Source organism: Paratractidigestivibacter sp., from assembly GCF_963660155.1.
Classification (GTDB): domain Bacteria; phylum Actinomycetota; class Coriobacteriia; order Coriobacteriales; family Atopobiaceae; genus Paratractidigestivibacter.
This window is the reverse complement of sequence record NZ_CAVKWG010000007.1, coordinates 21,585-40,217: the sequence shown is the minus strand read 5'-3', so window position 1 is coordinate 40,217 and position 18,633 is coordinate 21,585. Positions and strand designations below refer to the sequence as shown.

The 18,633-nt window shown below is 65.6% G+C and carries 15 protein-coding genes; 3 read left to right on the top strand and 12 right to left on the bottom strand.

Features of this window, described 5'->3' with window-relative positions; all coding sequences use genetic code 11:
• Window positions 1-428: 428 nt before the first annotated feature.
• From U5709_RS00860 to U5709_RS00850, 3 genes are all read right to left on the bottom strand, one after another.
• Window positions 429-1,268, bottom strand: coding sequence for an HAD family hydrolase (locus U5709_RS00860; protein ID WP_321972345.1), 840 nt, complete (start codon window positions 1,266-1,268; stop codon window positions 429-431).
• 201 nt (window positions 1,269-1,469) lie between these two features.
• A complete protein-coding gene (locus U5709_RS00855; protein ID WP_321972346.1) occupies window positions 1,470-2,912 on the bottom strand; it encodes a glycoside hydrolase family 1 protein in 1,443 nt (480 codons plus the stop codon).
• Window positions 2,913-3,344: 432 nt separating this feature from the next.
• Complete coding sequence (locus U5709_RS00850; protein ID WP_321972347.1) at window positions 3,345-5,894, bottom strand: hypothetical protein; 2,550 nt, start codon at window positions 5,892-5,894, stop codon at window positions 3,345-3,347.
• A gap of 122 nt (window positions 5,895-6,016) precedes the next feature.
• On the opposite strand from U5709_RS00850, the gene U5709_RS00845 reads away from it, so the two are divergent.
• Window positions 6,017-7,084 (top strand): AraC family transcriptional regulator, encoded by a 1,068-nt coding sequence (locus tag U5709_RS00845; RefSeq protein ID WP_321972553.1) that lies wholly within the window; start codon window positions 6,017-6,019, stop codon window positions 7,082-7,084.
• Here U5709_RS00845 and U5709_RS00840 read toward each other — a convergent pair.
• Together U5709_RS00840 and U5709_RS00835 are read right to left on the bottom strand one after the other, a co-directional pair.
• The gene (locus tag U5709_RS00840) at window positions 7,081-7,659 is read right to left on the bottom strand and encodes a histidine phosphatase family protein (RefSeq protein WP_321972349.1); all 579 of its coding nucleotides are present in this window, start codon (window positions 7,657-7,659) and stop codon (window positions 7,081-7,083) included. The genes U5709_RS00845 and U5709_RS00840 overlap by 4 nt on opposite strands.
• Window positions 7,660-7,728: 69 nt before the next feature.
• Entirely contained in the window at window positions 7,729-9,171 is a 1,443-nt protein-coding gene (locus U5709_RS00835) for a 6-phospho-beta-glucosidase (RefSeq protein WP_321972350.1), read from the bottom strand.
• Window positions 9,172-9,328: 157 nt separating this feature from the next.
• On the opposite strand from U5709_RS00835, the gene U5709_RS00830 reads away from it, so the two are divergent.
• Window positions 9,329-10,180: a MurR/RpiR family transcriptional regulator gene (locus tag U5709_RS00830; protein ID WP_321972351.1), complete on the top strand. Its 852-nt coding sequence runs from the start codon at window positions 9,329-9,331 to the stop codon at window positions 10,178-10,180.
• A 283-nt stretch (window positions 10,181-10,463) separates the two neighbouring features.
• Here U5709_RS00830 and U5709_RS00825 read toward each other — a convergent pair whose 3' ends face one another.
• The 7 genes from U5709_RS00825 to sufC all read right to left on the bottom strand — a co-directional run bounded on the left by U5709_RS00825 (window position 10,464) and on the right by sufC (window position 17,121).
• Window positions 10,464-11,498 carry a LacI family DNA-binding transcriptional regulator gene (locus U5709_RS00825; protein WP_321972352.1) on the bottom strand — a complete coding sequence of 345 codons (1,035 nt, stop codon included), beginning with the start codon at window positions 11,496-11,498 and terminating at the stop codon, window positions 10,464-10,466.
• Window positions 11,499-11,545: 47 nt separating this feature from the next.
• On the bottom strand, window positions 11,546-11,986 hold the full coding sequence (locus tag U5709_RS00820; RefSeq protein ID WP_321972353.1) for an Rrf2 family transcriptional regulator: 441 nt from the start codon (window positions 11,984-11,986) through the stop codon (window positions 11,546-11,548).
• A 72-nt stretch (window positions 11,987-12,058) separates the two neighbouring features.
• Window positions 12,059-12,493: a Fe-S cluster assembly sulfur transfer protein SufU gene (gene sufU, locus U5709_RS00815; RefSeq protein WP_321972354.1), complete on the bottom strand. Its 435-nt coding sequence runs from the start codon at window positions 12,491-12,493 to the stop codon at window positions 12,059-12,061.
• The gene (locus U5709_RS00810; RefSeq protein ID WP_321972552.1) at window positions 12,480-13,736 is read right to left on the bottom strand and encodes a SufS family cysteine desulfurase; all 1,257 of its coding nucleotides are present in this window, start codon (window positions 13,734-13,736) and stop codon (window positions 12,480-12,482) included. The genes sufU and U5709_RS00810 overlap by 14 nt, the downstream gene beginning before the upstream one ends.
• Window positions 13,736-14,890 carry a SufD family Fe-S cluster assembly protein gene (locus U5709_RS00805; RefSeq protein WP_321972551.1) on the bottom strand — a complete coding sequence of 385 codons (1,155 nt, stop codon included), beginning with the start codon at window positions 14,888-14,890 and terminating at the stop codon, window positions 13,736-13,738. The genes U5709_RS00810 and U5709_RS00805 overlap by 1 nt, the downstream gene beginning before the upstream one ends.
• A complete protein-coding gene (gene sufB, locus U5709_RS00800) occupies window positions 14,890-16,317 on the bottom strand; it encodes a Fe-S cluster assembly protein SufB (protein ID WP_321972357.1) in 1,428 nt (475 codons plus the stop codon). Before sufB ends, U5709_RS00805 begins: the two co-directional genes overlap by 1 nt.
• Window positions 16,318-17,121 (bottom strand): Fe-S cluster assembly ATPase SufC, encoded by an 804-nt coding sequence (gene sufC, locus U5709_RS00795; protein WP_321972358.1) that lies wholly within the window; start codon window positions 17,119-17,121, stop codon window positions 16,318-16,320.
• Between the two features lie 266 nt (window positions 17,122-17,387).
• Between sufC and U5709_RS00790 the strand changes: the two genes are divergently transcribed.
• Window positions 17,388-18,602 (top strand): MFS transporter, encoded by a 1,215-nt coding sequence (locus U5709_RS00790; protein ID WP_321972550.1) that lies wholly within the window; start codon window positions 17,388-17,390, stop codon window positions 18,600-18,602.
• The last annotated feature ends 31 nt before the right edge of the window (window positions 18,603-18,633 follow it).

The following is an 18,633-nucleotide window of genomic DNA, read 5'->3' as shown; positions in this document are numbered from 1 at the left end:
TGCAGCCTCCACGCGTGTGCAAAAAGGGGGCTGTCCCCAAACCGCAGGCGGGCTGACGCGTGTGCAAAAAGGGGGCTGTCCCCAAACCGCAGGCGGGCTGACGCGTGTGCAAAAAGGGGGCTGTCCCCAAACCGCAGGCGGGCTGACGCGTGTGCAAAAAGGGGGCTGTCCCCAAACCGCAGGCGGGCTGACGCGTGTGCAAAAAGGGGGCTGTCCCCAAACCGCAGGCGGGCTGACGCGTGTGCAAAAAGGGGGCTGTCCCCAAACCGCAGGCGGGCTGACGCGTGTGCAAAAAGGGGGCTGTCCCCAAACCGCAGGCGGGCTGACGCGTGTGCAAAAAGGGGGCTGTCCCCAAACCGCAGGCGGGCTGACGCGTGTGCAAAAAGGGGGCTGTCCCCAAACCGCAGGCGGGCTGTCCCCTTGTCTTATTAGATGAGGTCGAGGTGCTTGAAAGCGTTGGCGATGCCGTCGTCGTCCACGTCGGTGGTCACGTAATCGGCCGCGGCCTTGGCCTCGTCGCCGCCGGAGCCCACACAGACCGAGTAACCGCAGCACTCGAACATGGGGATGTCGATCTTTGCGTCGCCGAAAGCGATGGTGTCGGCGACGTCGGCGCCCAGGTGCTCGAGCAGCACGTCGATGGCGTGGGCTTTGGTGATGTCCTTGACGCCCATGTCGCCGAAAAGGGCGGTCTCGCCGGCGCCGCCCCAAGTGTGGCACTCGAGGTCGGGGAACTCCTCGATGGAGTCGAGGTGGTCTCGGTAGGAGCTCAGGATGAAGCTCACCTTGTTGAGGTCGTCGCGGTAGAGCTCGCCGCCGTAGACCATGCCGTGCATGACGTCGTCGGTCTCGAGCGTGTCGGCGTTGGGTGCCCCCTTGCGACCCGCGTAGACGCGCAGCACGGGACGCGCCGCCTCACGGAAGTTCTCACTGGCAAACAGGCCGTTGTTGGACTCGAGGTAGAACTCGAGGCCGCGGCCGTGCAGCCAGTCGACGATGTGGCGGCACTGCTCGAGGGTGATGAGCTGATGCATGACGACCTCGCCGTCGGACTCGACGTAGGAGCCGTTGCCGCCGATCATGCCGTCGAAGCCGATATCGGTGAGCTCGGGCGGGTTCTCCGCCTTGCTGCGTCCGGTGCACATGTAGACGCGGTGGCCGTTCGCGCGCGCGGCGCGGATAGCGGCCTTGCACGACTCCGGTATCTGGTTGTCGTAGTTGGTGATGGTGCCGTCGACGTCCAGGAACAGGATCTTCTTATCGCTCATGTCTGCTCCAATCCAGGTGTATTGGTAAGAAAAAGCGGCCAGCCGAAGCCGGCCGCCTAGACCGTCCAGTGACGTAGTAATCAACTACGTAAGCGGGTTTCTGAGGTGCCCGAGATGAGCCCGCCTTGCCCGACGCGGCGTACTTACGTACGTGAGGAGGGCAACCGGGCTCAGATCGGGCGCCTCAGGAAGCCGATTTTCTTACTCCAAGCCTTCGGCCCCGTTACTCTTGATGATCTTCTGGTAGGCGTAGAAGCTATCCTTACGCTTGCGCTCGAGGGTACCGGTGCCGTCGTCGTGCTTGTCGACGTAGATGAAGCCGTAGCGCTTGCGCATCTCGCCGGTGCCGGCGCTGACCAGGTCGATCGGGCCCCACCAGGTGTAGGCGATGAGGTCGACGCCGTCGTCGATGGCCTCGCCCATGGCCTTGATGTGGTCCTGCAGGTAGGCGATGCGGTACGGGTCGTGGATGGAGCCGTCCTCCTCGACGGTGTCGTAGGCGCCCATGCCGTTCTCGACGACCATCAGCGGGATCTGGTAGCGGTCATAGATCTCGTTCAAGGAGTAGCGAAGGCCCGTCGGGTCGATCTGCCAGCCCCAGTCGGTGGACTTGAGGTAGGGGTTCTTGCCGCCGAAGGTCATGTTGCCGGCGGCCTGCTCGACGTCGTGGGTGCCCACGATGTTGCTCATGTAGTAGCTGAAGGTGTAGAAGTCGATCTTGCCGGCCTTGAGGTCGTCGAGGTCGCCGTCGGCGATCTGCAGCTCGATGTCGTGCTCGCGCCAGAAACGCTTGGCGTAGGAGGGATAATAGCCGCGGGCCTGGACGTCGGAGCAGTACCAGTTCATGAGGCGCATCTGCTCCTGGTTGAGCAGGACGTCGGCGGGGTCGCAGGTGCCGGCGTAGGACAGGATGAAGCAGTCCATGTTGCCCATCTTGAGCGCAGGGTAGTTCTCGTGGGCGTAACGGATGGCGCGGCCGGAGGCGACGAACTGGTGGTGGAGGGCCTGGAAGCGGTCCTGCCAAGAGGTGTGGACGCCGGATGCGGGGCCCTCATAGCCCTGGATCATCGACGTCTCGAAGAGGTTGCCCATGTCCTGGGTGCCGCAGTTGATCTCGTTGAAGGTGAGCCAGTAGGTCACCTTGTCGTGGTAGCGGTCGAGGATGGTCTTGGCGTAGTTCTCGAAGAAGCCGATGAGCTCACGGGAAGCCCAGCCGTTGTACTTCTCGACGAGGTGGTAGGGCATCTCGTAGTGGGACATGGTGACGAGGGGCTCGATGCCGTGCTTCTTGCAGCAGTCGAAGACGCGGTCGTAGAAGGCGAGGCCGGCCTCGTTGGGCTCGGCGTCGTCGCCGTTCGGGAAGATGCGGCTCCAGGAGATGGACATACGGAACATGTTGAAGCCCATCTCGGCGAAGAGGGCGATGTCCTCCTCGTAGTGGTGATAGAAATCGATGCCGTCGTGGTTGGGGTAGAGCTTATCGGGGTCGATCTCGAGGGTGATCTCGCGCGGCTTCTCGTAAGAGCCGCCCATGAAGTGGTCGTCGACCGATGGGCCGCGGCCGTCGACGTTCCAGGCGCCCTCGAACTGGTTGGCGGCGGTGGCGCCGCCCCAGAAGAAGCCCTCAGGGAAAACTGCTGCCATGATGCGATCCTTTCTACCGTGTTGGACGTGCTTGCTGGGGCAAGTATGCCCCGAAATGCTTTAGAAAGAAAAGAGGTGTCAGCTAAGTTGACACCTCTTTTCGCAGGCCATGTGTTGACGCGCGCTGCGGCTGATACATTTTGAGACTTCTCCGCACAAAAGCCTCTGAGTGATCGATGGTCGCGATCGGGTTGGGGGCCGGGATTCGGCTTGCTTATGGAGCCTTTTGAGCATAAGTCCGACATTTCGCACTTTAAAATTTACTTTGACGAGTAACAAAGCGCATGCGATGACTGTTCAACTGGGCAAACACGATGCTTAATATGCTGACTACTCGATGAAGCCGATTTTAAAGTGCGAAAAGTCGGACATGCTTGGAATTTGGCCTGCAAGAGGGGGGTGCTGCCGGGCCGTGAGGCCCGGCGATTCACGTTAACGGGCCAGAAGGGCGACGGGGCCGAGAAGACCGGAGGGCTCGCTCGGCTCGGTGAGGGCGAACATGTCGCGGACGGCGTGGTCGAGGGTGTTGATCACGCGGACCTCGAGCGTGTGGGCGCCGGCCGCGAGCTCGCCCGCGTCGAAGCGATAGGGCGGGCAGACGCGCAGGCCGAGGGGCCGCCCGTCAAGGGCGACCTCCGCCACCTCGTAGACGTCGCCGAGATCGAGCGTCGCTGCCGCGGCGTCCTCGGCAAGGTCGAGTTGGGCGGTGTAGACAAACTCGCCAGCCTGGCCGCGGAACGTGTCCGACGTGAGGTCGGAAAGCTCGGCGAGCTCGGCCGCGGAGCCGTCGGGGGCGGTGACGCTCCAAGGGCCTTCGATGGCTATGACCTGCGGCTCGTTTGCGGTTTCGACATCCGTGGCCTCGCCTGCGGCCTTCTCGCCGACGACCACAAGAACGCTCTCGTAGGGGGCGAGGTCGAGCCTGCCGCAGAACGCGCGCGCCGCGCCCTCGTTGACCACATCAAAGGCCGCGCCCTTTAGCGCGCCTTCGCCGGGGAGCTCAACCGTGGTGCTGATGGCCTGCTTGGGGTGCTCGTTTACGAGGAAGACGCAGGTCTGGCCGTCCTTCTCGTAGCGGCAGGCGCGAAGCCAGCGCTGGGGCTCGGCGCAGCGGACGGTCTGCAGGTCGCGCGCCGCGAGCTCTTGGGCGAGGCAAGTAAGGCTGATGACTTGGTAGCTCACGTCGCCGAGGGCCTCGGCCCCGTCGCCGTAGACCTTATCGGGGCAGCCGTCGACGAAGTAGACGGCGACGCCGGCCTCCTGGGCGCGGGCGATGGCCGCGAGCGTGTCCGCGGAGATGAACTCGCGCCGCGGCACCACGAGGCAGCGGAACCCTTGGCCGTTCACGTCGAAGCCGCCGTTGCCAATGCCGAGCTGGTAGCGGCCCTTATCGCCGTCTGCCGAGAAGGCCTCGGCGGGCACGAAGTCGTAGTCGATCTGGGCGCGCCCGAGCTCGGCCGCGACGCGCTGGATGGTCTGCGCGGCGCCTGCCCACTCGGCGTCGGCGTGGTAGAGCACGGCCACGGGCGTCCGCATGCGGCCGCCCGACAAGACGCTGCCCATGCGGTTGAGGTAGCTCATTAGGATGTGGAAGTGCTTGAACTGCGGGTTCTTGCCGTGCGCGTAGAAGTGCGGCGGGCAGTCGAAGTCGGGGAAAGGGGCCATGCTGAAGGCGTGGGGGACGAACCAGTTGACGCCGCGGACGAGGAAGTGGTCGCAGATCCACTTCATCTGGCGCAGGCCCTCGTGCCAGCCGAAGGCGCCGAAGACCTCGGCCATGCAGCGGCCCTGCTTCTTGGGGTCGAGGTGCGCGGCCGACGCGCCGAGCTTGGCCAGCGCGTAGTTGTAGAACTCCATGTCCCAGTTTCCGCGGCCGTAGTCGTGTGTGCCCGAGTCGATGCCGGGGACGACCTGGTTGATCACGATGTCGACGCCCGCCATGTCCTGGCCGCCGACCGCGCGGAAATAGTGGCCGGCGCCGGCGCCGAGGCGCGCGTGGCCGTCCTTGTCCTCGATGACGTGGCCGATGTAGGAGACGCCGTGCTCGCGGCACCAGTTGCCGAGGTTGCCGCAGAAGCACTCCTCGTAGAGGCGCGTGGCCTCCTCCATGTAGCCCACGCGGGCGTCGGCGCCGGCGGCCTCTCGGCCCCAGAGCTGCGCGAGGTTCGTCAGGTACTCGGCGCCCCAGCGCTCTTTGAGGCGGCGCTCGAGCTCGACCGACCAAGGCAGCGGCATGCGGTACTTGCCGATGAGGCAATCGGAGGTGCCGTCCTCGAAGGTGATGCCCTTCTCGTTGGCAAAACCGGGCTCATCGGAGAAGAAACCGAGGATCGTGCGGCCGAACTCGTCGCCGAAGTGGTGGTAGTGGGGTTCGTACACGGCGGCGATGAGCTGGTCGCACGAGGCCTTGTCCACCATGTTGATGTAGTCGGGGTTGTAGCTCGTCTGGCGGCTGGTGAGAAGCACGCAGGCCTTGATGTGGCCGGCAGGCGCGTCGAACACGAGCGCGGAGGGCTTGCCGCCGTCGCCTTCGACCACGCGGCGCTCGACGTCGACGAACTTACCGTCCTGTGTGAAGACGACGCCGTAGAACTCCTCGGTCGCATCGAACATGTTGCCGAGGGCGATGCTCACCTGCGGCGCAGGCCCGACGACGTCGATGACGCGGTGGGTGAGCACGACCTTGCGGAGCTCGGGCGCGGCCTCCTTCACGGTGCCGTTGGCGTAGCCGGTGGGGAAGTGCGCGTCGTCCAGAATCCAGAGCTTGAGGCCGAGCTTCTTGCACTCCTCGATAATAAAGCCCAGGTCAGACCACCAGCCGTCGCCGCAGAAGTCGGGGTGCGGGCGGCTCTCGAGGCAGACCTCGTGGATGTCCGCGCCGGCGATGGCCTCCAGGTACTCGCGGATGGTGTCGTGGTCCTCGCCCTTCATCCAGAGGAAGGGGAGCACGTGGTTCTCGTAGGTGCCGTAGTCGATGCCCAAGTCCGGCTCCAATCTGTGCGATGGCGGTTGTTGATACGAGCATACTCCGCGCGCCGATGGTCGGCCTATATCCGAATCAGCGCTAGAATATGACCGAATCAACGTTGAATAGGGGGCGACACATGGAAATCGAGGAGCTCAATAGGACGCTTTCCAAGTTGTCCGACAGCGAGCGGGAATATCGCGATGGCGCGACCTTCGACTGGTCGCGGTATGGCGATGAGGTGGTCGCCGTAGTAAACGGCCGGCAGGTCATGCAGCTTAAAGGTTGGTCTTTCGCCAATTGGTCGTCCGCTGTCGGCACGGGCCGCGGCCGCGCCCCGATCGCGCTCGACAACGAGCTCTACATCCGCCGGCACTCGCGGTTCAACCCCATGCCCGAGCATGTCCACTCCTACGTCGAGATGAGCTACGTCTACCGCGGGAGCTGCCCGCAGGTGGTCAACGGCGAGGAGGTGCTCCTGCGCGAGAACCAGGTGCTGCTGCTCGACTCGAACTGCCCGCACGCCATCGGGTCGCTCGGCGAGCAGGACATCATGGTTTCCATCTGCCTGCAGCCGAGCCTTCTGCGCCGCTGCCTCGAGGAGACGCGCGAGGGCGACGACTGGCTGGGCGACTTCCTTATCAGCTCGCTGAACGAGCGGAGCGACCACAATCGCTACGTGCGCTTCCACAGCCAGCGCAACAACCGCGTGCGGCGCATCTTCCAGGAGCTGCTTTGCGAGTACCTCGAGCCCTCGTCGCACGCCGATAAGATCATCCTTCGCCTGTTCCAGCTGCTCATCGCCGAGCTCATGAACGTCTACGAGAGCGATTACGTGCGCCGCGAGCAGGAGAGCTCCGCGGCGGGCGTCTCGGTGGTCTCGGTCGTGCGCTACATCCAGGAGCACTTCCTCACCTGCACGCTGGAGGGCGTGGCAGAGCGGTTCTTCGTGTCGCCGAACTATCTCTCAGCGCTGCTCAAGAAGAAGACCGGGCGCACCTACCTGCAACTTGTTCAGGACCAGAAGCTCGCGCACGCGGCGGACCTGCTCGCTACCGGCTCGGCGACCGTGGAGGACGCGGCGCACGCCGTGGGCTACGAGAATATGAGCTTCTTCTACCGCAAGTTCCGCTCGGCATACGGATGCCCGCCTGCCGAGTGGCGCAGGCGGGCATCGGGGCGCGCGCAGGTTGGGGACAGGCTCTAGCAGGCGGCGGGGTCGATGACCTCTTGGAGCGAGAGGGTCTTGTCGCCGTCGAACTCGTAGCGGCAGATGGCGCAGTTGGGCAGGCGCTTCATGTCGGTGTGGCTCCTGTAGTCGTCGCCGAAGTAGCGCGGGACCTGGCTCATCGCGCCGCCGTGGGAGACCATGAGGACGCGCTCGTGGCCGGGGCGGCGCATGAGTTCGAGCACGCCCTCGACGAGGCGGTTGCGGAACTCGACCTCGTCCTCGCCGCCGAACTGCACGTAGAAGTCGCCGTAGGGGACCTGGATGTTCAGGTCCTCGGTGACGCCCTCGAACTTGCCGAAGTTCCACTCCTTGAGGCACTTCACGCGCTCGTAGGGCACGCCAGGCACGACGAGCTCGCAGGTGTCGCAGCAGCGCTCGGAAGTCGAGCTGTACACGTGGTCGAAAACAAGGCCCTGGTCCGCGACCCAGCGGCCGGCGGCGCGGGCCTGCTCGATGCCGAGCTCGGTCAGCGGCGAGTCGCACCAGCCCTGCTTGCGGCGCAGGACGTTGAAGAGGGTCTGACCGTGGCGGACCATGTAGAGCGTGGACATGCGAGGGGGTCCTTTCTTGTGAAGGGGGGTGCGAAGGGGCGGTTACCTTTTGCAGGCTGGCGGGTGCGTTTAGGCGAGGTCGGCGCCGTTGGTGGCGATGACCTTCTTGTACCAGTCGAAGGACTTCTTCTTGGAGCGGGCCAGGGTGCCGTTGCCGGCGTCGTCGCGGTCGACGTAGATGAAGCCGTAGCGCTTGCTCATCTCGCCCGTGCCGGCGCTGACGAGGTCGATCGGGCCCCAAGTGGTGTAGCCCATGAGGTCCACGCCGTCCTCGACCACGGCGTCGCGCATGGCCACGATGTGGGCGCGCAGGTAGTCGATGCGGTAGTCGTCGTTGACGGAGCCGTCCTCCTCGACCGTGTCCTTGGCGCCGAGGCCGTTCTCGACGACGAAGAGCGGCTTCTGGTAGCGGTCGTACATGTCGTTCAGCGTGATGCGGAAGCCCAGCGGGTCGAGCGCCCAGCCCCACTCGGAGCTCTTGAGGTAGGGGTTCTTGGGGCCTGCGAAGGCGTTGCCCTGGGTGCGCTCGCACTCGGTGTCGGGGGCGGCGGAGGTGCGGGTATTGTAGTAAGAGAAGCTGATGAAGTCCACAGTGTTCTCGGCCAGGAGCTGGGCGTCCTCGTCGGTCATGCCGAGGTCGATGCCGCGGCGCTCGAAGTCCTTGAGGGCGTGGTTGGGGTACTTGCCGCGGGCCTGGACGTCGATGAAGCAGAGCTCCTTCTGGGTGTCGACCTGGGCGGCGCGCACGTCCTCGGGGCGGCAGCTGTAGGGGTAGTAGGTGCCGGCGGCCATCATGCAGCCGATCTTGACCTCGGGGTCGATCTCGTGGGCGATCTTGGTTGCCCAAGCGGAGGCGACGAGCTCGTTGTGGGCGGCCTTGTACTTGGCGGCGTCGTGGTCCTCGCCCTCATCGAACACGATGCCCGCGCCCATGAACGGCAGGTGCAAGATCATGTTGATCTCGTTGAAGGTGAGCCAGTACTTGACGAGGCCCTTGTAGCGGGTGAAGAGGGTGGTGGCGAGGCGCTTATAGAACTCGATGAGCTCGCGGCTGCGCCAGCCGCCGTACTTCTTGATGAGGTGGATGGGGCAGTCGAAGTGTGTGATGGTCACGAGCGGCTCGATGCCATAGCTCTGGCAGGTGCGGAAAACGTCCTCGTAGAAGGCGAGGCCGGCCTCGTTGGGCTGCTCCTCGTCGCCGTTGGGGAAGATGCGCGTCCAGGCGATGGACATGCGGAAGGTCTTGAAGCCCATCTCGGCAAAGAGGGCGATGTCCTCCTTGTAGTGGTGGTAGAAATCGATGCCGGTCTGGGCGGGGTAGTAGTAGCCGTCTTCGAAGTCGAGCATCTTGCGCTCGCCGGCCACGACGGCGAATCGATCCTTGCCGTGCGGGGTCACGTCGACGTTGGCCAGGCCGCGACCGTCCACGTTGTAGGCGCCCTCGCATTGGTTCGCGGCGGTCGCGCCGCCCCAGAGGAAGCCGTCGGGGAAACGCTTGGTGGTGTCTGCCATGATGCTCCAATCGTTTGGGGAAATATCGTCTTTGCTAGTATCGCCCAAAGTTGCGGCAAGGTGTTAGGTGTCAGGGGAGATGAAACTTCTTCTTCGCAGGTTGCGGCATTAGGTACAGTAGTGCTGACACTTTTTGAAACTTTACGGAGGTCGGGGCATGGATATACGCAGGCGTCTGCGCGAGGCCAAGGGGCTCACGCCGACCGAGAGCCAGCTCGCGGGTACGGTGCTCGCCATGGGGGAGCGCATCCAGGGGGCCTCAATCAAGGAGCTCGCAGCCGCATCGGCAACGTCGGTGGCCACGGTGCACCGCCTGTGCAAGAAGCTCGGGGTCGAGGGGTTGAAGGAGCTCAAGGTCGAGCTCGCGCGCGCCGCGGCGAGGGGAGAGCGGCCGGCGGATGTGGACTTCGACTTCCCCTTCGACGCGGGTTGGGGGGCCGAGCGCGTGGCCGCGGGCATGAAGTCGCTCTACGCGGAGGCCATTGAGGAGACGCTCGAGGCGCTCGACGCCGAGGCGCTGGGGCGGGTGGCCGACCTTGTGCGCGGGGCGTCCGTTGTCGACGTGTACACCGAGTCGCATAACCTCTATCCTGCGCAGATGTTCGTCGACCGCCTGCTTTCGGCAGGGCGCTCGGCGACGTGCCACGAGGGGCAGGAGCGAAAGATCCGCACGGCGCTGACCTCCGACGCCTCGCACGTGGCGGTGCTCATTTCTTACTCGGGCGTGAACCTGTTCTTTCCGCAGCTCCTGCCCGTGCTCGCCGAGCGTGGGGTGCCCACGGTCCTGATCGGGGCGCCGATGGCCCGCGACCGCAACCCGGGGCTCGCCGAGTACCTCCTCATCGGCGACTCCGAGAGCACGCTGCACCGCATCACGCAGTTCGCGTCGCATATCTCGGTGCAGTTCGTGCTCGACACGCTGTACAGCTGCGTCATCGCCGGCGATTACGAGCGCAGCATCGAGTTTATCCGCAGCACGCTGCCCTACACCCGAAAGCCGGGACTGTAGGGCGCCTTGCGGCGGCATCCGGGCGTACCCGGGGTTGTTTTTGCTTCCTGGCACCCTCTCTTGCCCTGCAATTTAGGGGCTGCGGCCCGCGATCACCCGCATAACGGCGCTTTCGGGCCGGCTTGCTGCAAAAAATCCGGGATGGCGGCAGTTTCTCGCGGACCGTCCGAGTATGCCGCGCTTTTCGCGCAATAAAACTGCAGGTAGACGGGCTGACCGAAATTCGGCTACTCGGGCGGGTCCTGGAAAACTGCCGCCATCCCCGTTTTTTGTGCGCGGGGCGTCAGTGCACGAGGCGGCGGACGCTTGAGCGGGCGACGAGCTCGGGCTGGACGCGCAGGTGCACGATGCTCCTCGTGCGCCCGTCGATGAGGTCGTGCAGGCGCTTGACCGCGAGCTCGCCCATGCTCTCCTGCGGGACGCGCATGGTGGTCAGCGGCGGGTTCATGCTCGCGGCGAACTCGACGTCGTCGAAACCGATCACCGAGACGTCCTCCGGCACGCGCAGGCCATGCTCCTGAAGTGCTCGGATGCAGTAGGAGGCCACGTGGTCGTTGCTCGCGAAGAAGGCCGTGGGAACCTCGGGTATCGCGTCGAGGTACTCGCACATGCGGCGGTAACTGTCGCCGATCGAGTGCCCGATGTCAACGATAACGGGCTCGTCTACCTGGCCTTTTGCGCGCAGCTTGCGTATCGCCGAGAGAAACCCCTCGCGGCGCTCGCGAAAATTCTTGAGGTCCTCGCTGGAGTGCAGCATGCCGATGCTCTTGTGGCCTTGGGTGCTCAGGTAGCGCACGGCTGCCTTCGCGCCGCGCTCATTGTCGATGACCACGCTGTCGACGGCCTTGGACCCGTAGCAGTTGTCGAGAAGGACCAGGGGCAGGCCGAGGCCCGTGAAGGTGTCGACGTCGCGCGAGTGCATCTCGGTCGCGAGGACGATGATTCCGGCGGGGGCGGTGGCGCGCAGCTCCTCGAGTTGGGGCTCGGCGTCGCTGTCCCCGTAGAAATACGAGACGGAGAGCCGGTAGCCGTGGGTTCGGCGAATCTCGTCGGAGATGCCCTTGACGAGGTGCTCGAAGAAGGGAGACTCGAAATTAGCCGAGCCCTCTTGGCGAAAGATCGCCAGCGTGAGGGTGCGGATCTCGGCGGGAAGCTGCGCCGGCGCGCTCGGCTTGTAGCCGAGGTCCATGGCGGTCGCGAGCACGTGGCTCCTCGTCTGGGCCTTAATGCCCGGCTTGTTGTGGAAGACGAGCGAGACCGTGGCGGGGGAGACCCCGGCGGCCTTCGCGACGTCCTGGGCGGTGACGCGGCCCGACATGGCGGCTCCTTCACCGGCAAAAGGGACTGTCTCCTTTGCCGGTCCTGCTAGAGGTCCTGGAAAGTGACGTTGCAGCTGCCGCCCTCGGGGTGCACGAGGTCAGCGAGGGTCTTGGAGTCGAGATAGCTCGAGGTCACGCGGCCGAGGTCGCGCCAAACGCTCACCGTCGAGCAGGTGTTGACCTGCGGGCAGATGGTGCCGTTGGAGCAATCGAGGCAGTTCACGGGCGCAAGGGAGCCCTCGGCCGCGCGCAGGATCTCGCCCAGCGTGTAGTCGCTCGCGTCGCGGGTGAGCTTATAGCCGCCGCCCTTGCCGCGCTGGCTCTGCACGTAGCCCGCCTTGTGCATGAGCGAGATGACTTGCTCGAGGTACTTGCGCGAGATGTTTTGGCGCTTGGAGACGTCGCCCAGGGAGACCCAGCCCTCGTGGCCTGCGAGGTCGGCCATCGCGCGCAGGGCGTAGATGCCCTTCGTCGAGAACATTCCCATGTGGTCTCCAATCAAAGGTCAAACGGCGTCAAAGGGGACGGTACCTGCAAAAGGGACTGTCCCCTTTGCAGGTTAGCGGGACTCGAGCATCTCCTGGAGGGTGCGCCAGGCGAGCTCGGCGCACTTGACGCGCGCGGGCATGTGGGCGATGTCCTTGAGGATCGAGGCGTCCTCGAGGGCGGTGAGGGCGGGGTCGTCCTCGTCGATCTCACCGCGGACCATCTGCATGAAGAGCTTGCAGAGCTCGATGGCCTCCTCGGGGCTCTTGTCGATCATGAGGTCGCTCATGATGTCGGCCGAGGCCTGGCTGATGGCGCAGCCGTGGCCGGTGAAGGCGGCCTCCTCGATGGTGCCGTCATCGGCGAACTTGACCTGGAACTTGAGCTCGTCGCCGCAGGAGGGGTTCACGCCCTCGTGCTCGCAGTCGGCGTCCTCGAGCTCGTACTTGTAGTCCGGGTGGGACACGTGGTCCATGAACTCGGCGTTGTAGAGATCAGTCACGGCCATGGAATACCTGCCAAACCTGGTTGAGGCCGCCCACGAGGCGGTCGATGTCGGACTTGTCGTTGTAGAAAGCCATGCTGGCGCGGCAGCAGGCCAAGTTCTCCACGCCGAGCCACGTGAGCAGCGGCTGGGCACAGTGGTGGCCGGCGCGGATGCAGACGCCGGACATATCGAGGATGCTCGCCACGTCGTGGGGGTGCACGCCGCGGACGTTGAAGCTCACGACGCCGTGGTGGCGTGCGGGGTCCGCGCTGCCGATGATGTCAATGAAACCCAGCTCAGAGAGCTTTTCCATGCAGTAAGAGACAAGCGCGGCCTCGCGTGCGGCCACGGCATCGAGGCCCACGGTCTGTGTGAGGTAGGCGAGCGCGGCACCCGTGGCAAAGATGCCGGCGGCGTCCTGCGTGCCGGCCTCGAACTTCTCGGGGACGGGCGCCCACGTGGCGTCCTGCTCGCTCACGGAGTCGATCATCTCGCCGCCGGTGAGCATCGGCGGCATCTGCGCCAGCAGCTCGTGGCGGCCCCACAGCACGCCCACGCCCATGGGACCCAGGCACTTGTGGGCGGAGAAAGCGAGAAAGTCGGCGCAGAGCTCGGCCACGTCAACGGCCAGGTGCGGCGTGGACTGCGCGGCGTCCACCACCAGGTAGCCGCCCTGCGCGTGCACGGCGTCGGCGATGGCGCGCACCGGCAGCTCGCAGCCCATGACATTGGAGACGTGGACGCAGGCGGCGATTCTCGTCTTGGGGCCGATTTTTGCCGCGACCTCGGCCTCGGTGAGGGCGCCGTCCTTCTCGGGGTACATGACCACGAGCGTGGCGCCCGCCGCGCGGCAGGCCTGCTGCCAGGGGATGAGGTCGGAGTGGTGCTCCATCACGGTGACGCAGACCTCGTCGCCGGGCCCAAGCACGGTCGGCGCGAAGCTCTTGGCCACGAGGTTCAGGCTCTCGGTGGTGTTGCGCGTGAAGACGACGTCGTCGGCGAGCGGGCGGCCGTTCTCGTCGCGCGCGCCGACGAACTCCGCGACCTGCTTGCGCACGGCGGAGATCTCCGCCGTGGCCATGACCGAGAGGCTGTAGAGGCCGCGCAGCGGGTTCGCGTTCATGCGGCGGTAGAAGTCGACCTGGGCGTCGAGCACGCAGGCGGGGCGCTGCGCGGTGGCCGCGCTGTCGAGAAACGCGAGCTCGGGGTGGCCGACCAGCAGCGGGAAGTCCGCCTTATACGGGCTCTTCTCGATGTCGGCCATTACTCCTCCTCGCCACCTGCAAAAGGGACTGTCCCTTTTGCAGGTTCGGCGCCCTCGTCGAAGTCGTGGGCAACGTCGGCGCCCAGGACCTCCTCGGCGCGAAGCACCGCGGCCTTGTGGGAGGCGGCCTCCGGCGCGTGCATGATAGCGTCCTCAAAGATGGCGCGCACGAAGAGCTGCTCGGCCTCGTGGCGAGAAAGGCCGCGGTCCATGAGGTAGTCGATCTGCTCGGGCGAGACGCTGCCGATGGTGGCGCCGTGGTTTCCGGCCACGTCGTCCTCGTCGCAGAGGATGGTGGGGACGGTCTTGTTCACCACGTCGTCTCCCAGCACAAGGACGCTCTCGGCCTCGTTGCCCTTGGCGCCGCGGGCGCCGTGGACAAGGTCGATCGTGGCGCGCAGGGACTTGCGTGCCGCGCCGTCGAGGGCGCCGGACTCGCTGACCTCGGCGCGGGTGTTCCTGCCGCGCATGCGGACAACGTGGTTGATGTCCAGGACGTTCTTGTCGTGGGCAAAGTAGCGGCAGGTGAGGTCGATGCGGGAGCGGGCGCCGGCAAGCTCTGCCGCAAGGCCCATGGCCACGGTGCCGCCGCCGAGGGCGTACTGGCGCACCTCGATGTGGGCGTCCTCGTCTGCCGTGATGCCCACGCTCTCGAGGTGCTGCTGCTCGGCGGCAACGCCCAGGACCTCGATGATGGTCACGTTGGCGCGGGCCTCGGCCACCACGCGCAGCAACGAGCCGCTGGTTGTGGCACCCGCGCTGGCTTTCTCGCCGCCGTGGACGGCAACCACGATGGTGGCGCAGGCACCCTCGCGGACCATGACGCCCGTGTCGGCCACGTTGCCGGCGTCGGCGTCGATGTCCACTACGATGGGCTCCTCGCGCACGGTGTTTCTTTGCACCTCGACGTAGCGGGCGTCTGCCGCCTGGGAGGTCGCCCAGCCGGTGACGGCCTCGCCCATGCCGCACTCCATCTTGCCAAAGAGCTGCGGCAGCGCGAAGTAGACGTCTCCCTTGCGAGAAAGGCTCGGCACGGTGAGGGTGATGTCGTTGGCGCGCAGGCGGTTCCAGGTCTGCGCGGGTGCGGTGTTCACGCGCTCGAGCGTGACGGTGGCGGCGTCGCCCGCGGCGGCGGTGTTCTTCTCGTCAGCCATTAGCCGATGGCCCCTTCCATCTCGAGCTTGATCAGGTTGTTCATCTCCACGGCGTACTCCATGGGGAGCTCCTTGGAGACGGGGTTCGCAAAGCCGTTGACCACGAGCGTGCGCGCCTCGGCCTCAGAGCAGCCGCGGCTCATGAGGTAGAGGATGGTGTCGTCGGAGATGCGGCCGATGGTGGCCTCGTGGCCCACCTGCGCGGTGGAGTTGCGCACGTCCATGGCCGGGATGGTGTCGGAGCGGCTGATGTTGTCCAGCATCAGCGACTGGCAGCTCACCGAGCAGCGCGCGCGGTCGGCCTTGCGGCCCACCACCACGGAGCTGCGGAAGGTGTTGATGCCGCCGTCCTTGGAGATGGACTTGGTGTTGACCGAGGCCGTGGTGTCCGGCGCGTTCATGACCACCTTGCAGCCCGTGTCCAAATCCTGCGTGGCGCCTGCGAAGGTGATGCCGGTGAACTCGCAGCTGGAGCGCGCGCCCTCCATGATGGTGGTGGGGTAGAGGTAGCTCACGTGGCTGCCAAAGGAGCCGGAGACCCACTCCATCTTGGCGTCGGCGCCGATCTTGGCGCGCTTGGTGTTGAGGTTGTACATGTTCTTGGACCAGTTCTCGATGGTGGAGTAGCGCAGGCGCGCGCCGTCCTTCACAAAGAGCTCCACCGCTCCCGCGTGGAGGTTGGCCTCAAAGTACTTGGGTGCCGAGCAGCCCTCAATGAAGTGCAGGTCAGCGCCCGGCTCGACGATAATCAGCGTGTGCTCGAACTGGCCTGCGCCCGCGGCGTTCAGGCGGAAGTAGCTCTGCAGCGGGTAGTCCAGGGTGACGCCTTCCGGCACGTAGACAAACGAGCCGCCGCTCCACACGGCGTAGTGCAGCGCCGCGAACTTGTGGTCTGTGGGCGGGATCAGGGTGCCGAAGTACTCGCGCACCACGGGCTCCCACTGGGGGTCGTGCAGCGCGTCCTCGATGGTCGTGTAGACGACGCCCTGCTTGGCCACCTCCTCGCGCATGTTGTGGTAGACGATCTCGGAGTCGTATTGGGCGCCGACGCCGGCAAGAGAGTCGCGCTCGGCCTCGGGGATGCCCAGGCGCTCGAAGGTGTCCTTGATGTCCTCCGGCACGTCGTCCCAGCTCTTGGCCTGCTTGGTCTTGGGCGAGACGTACGTGGAGATGTGGTCCAGGTTCAGCCCCGCGATGGAGGGGCCCCAGTTGTCGGCCATGGCGCGCGCGTGGTACTTGTCCAGCGCGTCCAGGCGCATCTGGAGCATCCACGCCGGCTCGTCCTTCTTCTGGCTGATGGCACGCACGATGTCGGGGGTGAGGCCGTCGGCGTAGCGCTCGTAGCCCTCCTCGGACTTGGTGAAGTCGTAGAGGGAGCGGTCGACGTCGTCTACCTGCGTGCGGTTCTTGGTGCGCTCGTCGCTCACTTAGGCGTCAGCCTCCTCGGCGGGCGCGGCGCCCGCGGCGGCGATGTAGCCCTTCTCGACGGCCATCTGCTCGTAGGCGCCAAAGCCATTTGCGTCGATCTTTGAGATGAGGGACGCCGGGCCCTCGGCCATCATGTGGCCCTTGACCATGACGTGGGTCTTGTCGACGTCGAGGCGCTCGAGGATGCGGGTGTTGTGCGTGATGACGATAAGGGCGCCGTCGCACTGCTCGCGGAAGGCCGCGATGCCGCGCGATACCACGCCCAGCGCGTCGACGTCAAGTCCCGAGTCCGTCTCGTCGAGAATGGCGAGCTTGGGCTGCAGGAGCAGCAGCTGGAGCATCTCGATCTTTTTCTTCTCGCCGCCGGAGAAGCCCACGTTGAGCTCGCGCATGAGGAAGGACTGGTCGAGGTCGAGCTGGTCGGCGATCTCTCCCACGCGCTTGCGGAACTTGCGCGCGGTGGTCTTGAGCTCGGGGCGCATCTGGCAGATGGTGCGCAGGAAGCTGTAGAGGGGCACGCCCGGGACCTCCACGGGCGCTTGGTACGAGAGGAAGATGCCGGCGAGACTGCGCTTGTCGGCGGAGGCGTCGGTGAGGTCGGCGCCTGCGAAGTTGATGGAGCCCGAGGTCACGCGGTAGGTGGGGTCGCCCATGATGACGTGGCCCAGCGTGGACTTGCCGGCGCCGTTCGGGCCCATGAGGACGTGACACTCGCCCTCGCCGACCGTAAGGTCGATGCCGTGAAGGATCGGCTTGCCCTCGGTCCCCGCCGAGACGCCGCTCACGTTCAGAAGCTCTGCCATTCTCTCTCCTTATATAGGTGCGCGGCCGCGGCCGCGCGTGCAATGCCATTAATTCACACTAGCGAGTAGGGATTATACGGCAAGAGGCGCGCAGGCGGTTCATAAATACCCCTTATTTGGGGGGATTTTGGCGCAGGCGGCAAGAGGGACGCTGCGGGCAGAGCGCTCGTCGTGCGCTGCAAGCGGCCGCGGGATTTGTCACACTGGTGAGCGTTGCGGTTCAGCCCGCGGGCCCTGCGCCCGCGCCATTTGTTCGGAGCACCCGCTTGAAGACCCATACCTCGCCGGCGCTGCGCATCGTCGCCATCAACTTCTTTATGATGCTCGCCTTCCAGGCGACGTACTTCGTCGGCGTCATCGGCTGCGCGACCTACGTTTTGGGCGCGGGCGCCGCCCAGACATCCGCGCTCGTCCTCATCATCAACGTCGTGCTCGTGCTTGGCAACTTCCTCGTCGGGCCCCTCATCGATCGCCTCGGGCCGAGGCGCGTGATGCTGTGCGCGCTCCTCTTTACCTCGGCAATCGGTTTTGTGGGGTGGAGGGCGCCCGTCAGCTATCCTGAGCTGGTGCTTATTGCCGCAGGAATCGGCCTTGCGTTCGGCGCCGGCACGACGGCGGTCGACGCCTACCCGCGGTATTTCTCGGAAGACGCGGACGAGCTCGCGCGCATGAACGGCCTGAACCAGACGGCGACCGGCGTGAGCGTCATCGCGGGTCCCACGCTCGCGGGATGGATCGCCACGTGGGCGCCGCAGCAGTGCGTCTTCTCGCTGCTCGCGTTGGCGCCTTTGCCGGGGCTCGTCGTCACGTGGCTCACCGTCGAGGACCTTCCCGTGGGCATTCGCAGCAGTGTAGATCCTGCCAACGCCGCGGGCGCCGGCGGCGGCTTCGCTCGCGAGGTCTTCGAGGGCGTGCGCATCGTCTTCGGCAGGCCTGAGCTGCGCGTTTTGTTCCTCATCGGGTTCCTCGGGTTCTTTTGCTACGGGGCCTTCGACTCGCTCGAGTCGCTATTCTACCGAGACGTGCTGCAGGTGGGCTCGGACTGGATGGGGTGGCTGTCGTCAATCTCCGGCATCGGCGGGACACTGGGGTCGCTGCTCGTGCTGAGGATTCCCAAGAAGCGCTTCTCCACGTGGCTGCTCGCCGTGGCGCTTCTGGTCGTGGGCGCGGGCTCGATGATCTACACGGGCACGCCGTTCGTGCTGGTGGCCGCCGTGGGGCAGGTCGTGACCGGCGTCGGGTTCGGGGCCCTGTCTCCCATCCGTACCACGCTCACGCAGCAGCGCTGCGAGGCGGGCGTCGTCGGTCGCGTGTCGTCGGTCATGCGCGTCGGCATGAACTCGGCGGGTACCCTGCCGCTCATCGTCTCGCCGTTCTTGGCCGAAATCTTCGGCGTCCAGGGCGTGCTTTTCGGCGCATCGACCCTCTCGGCGCTCATCGGCCTCTACTTCGTCGCCCGCTTCCGCCGCGCCTGCAAATAGGGGACAGTCCCCTTTCCGCAGCGCTTCTGGG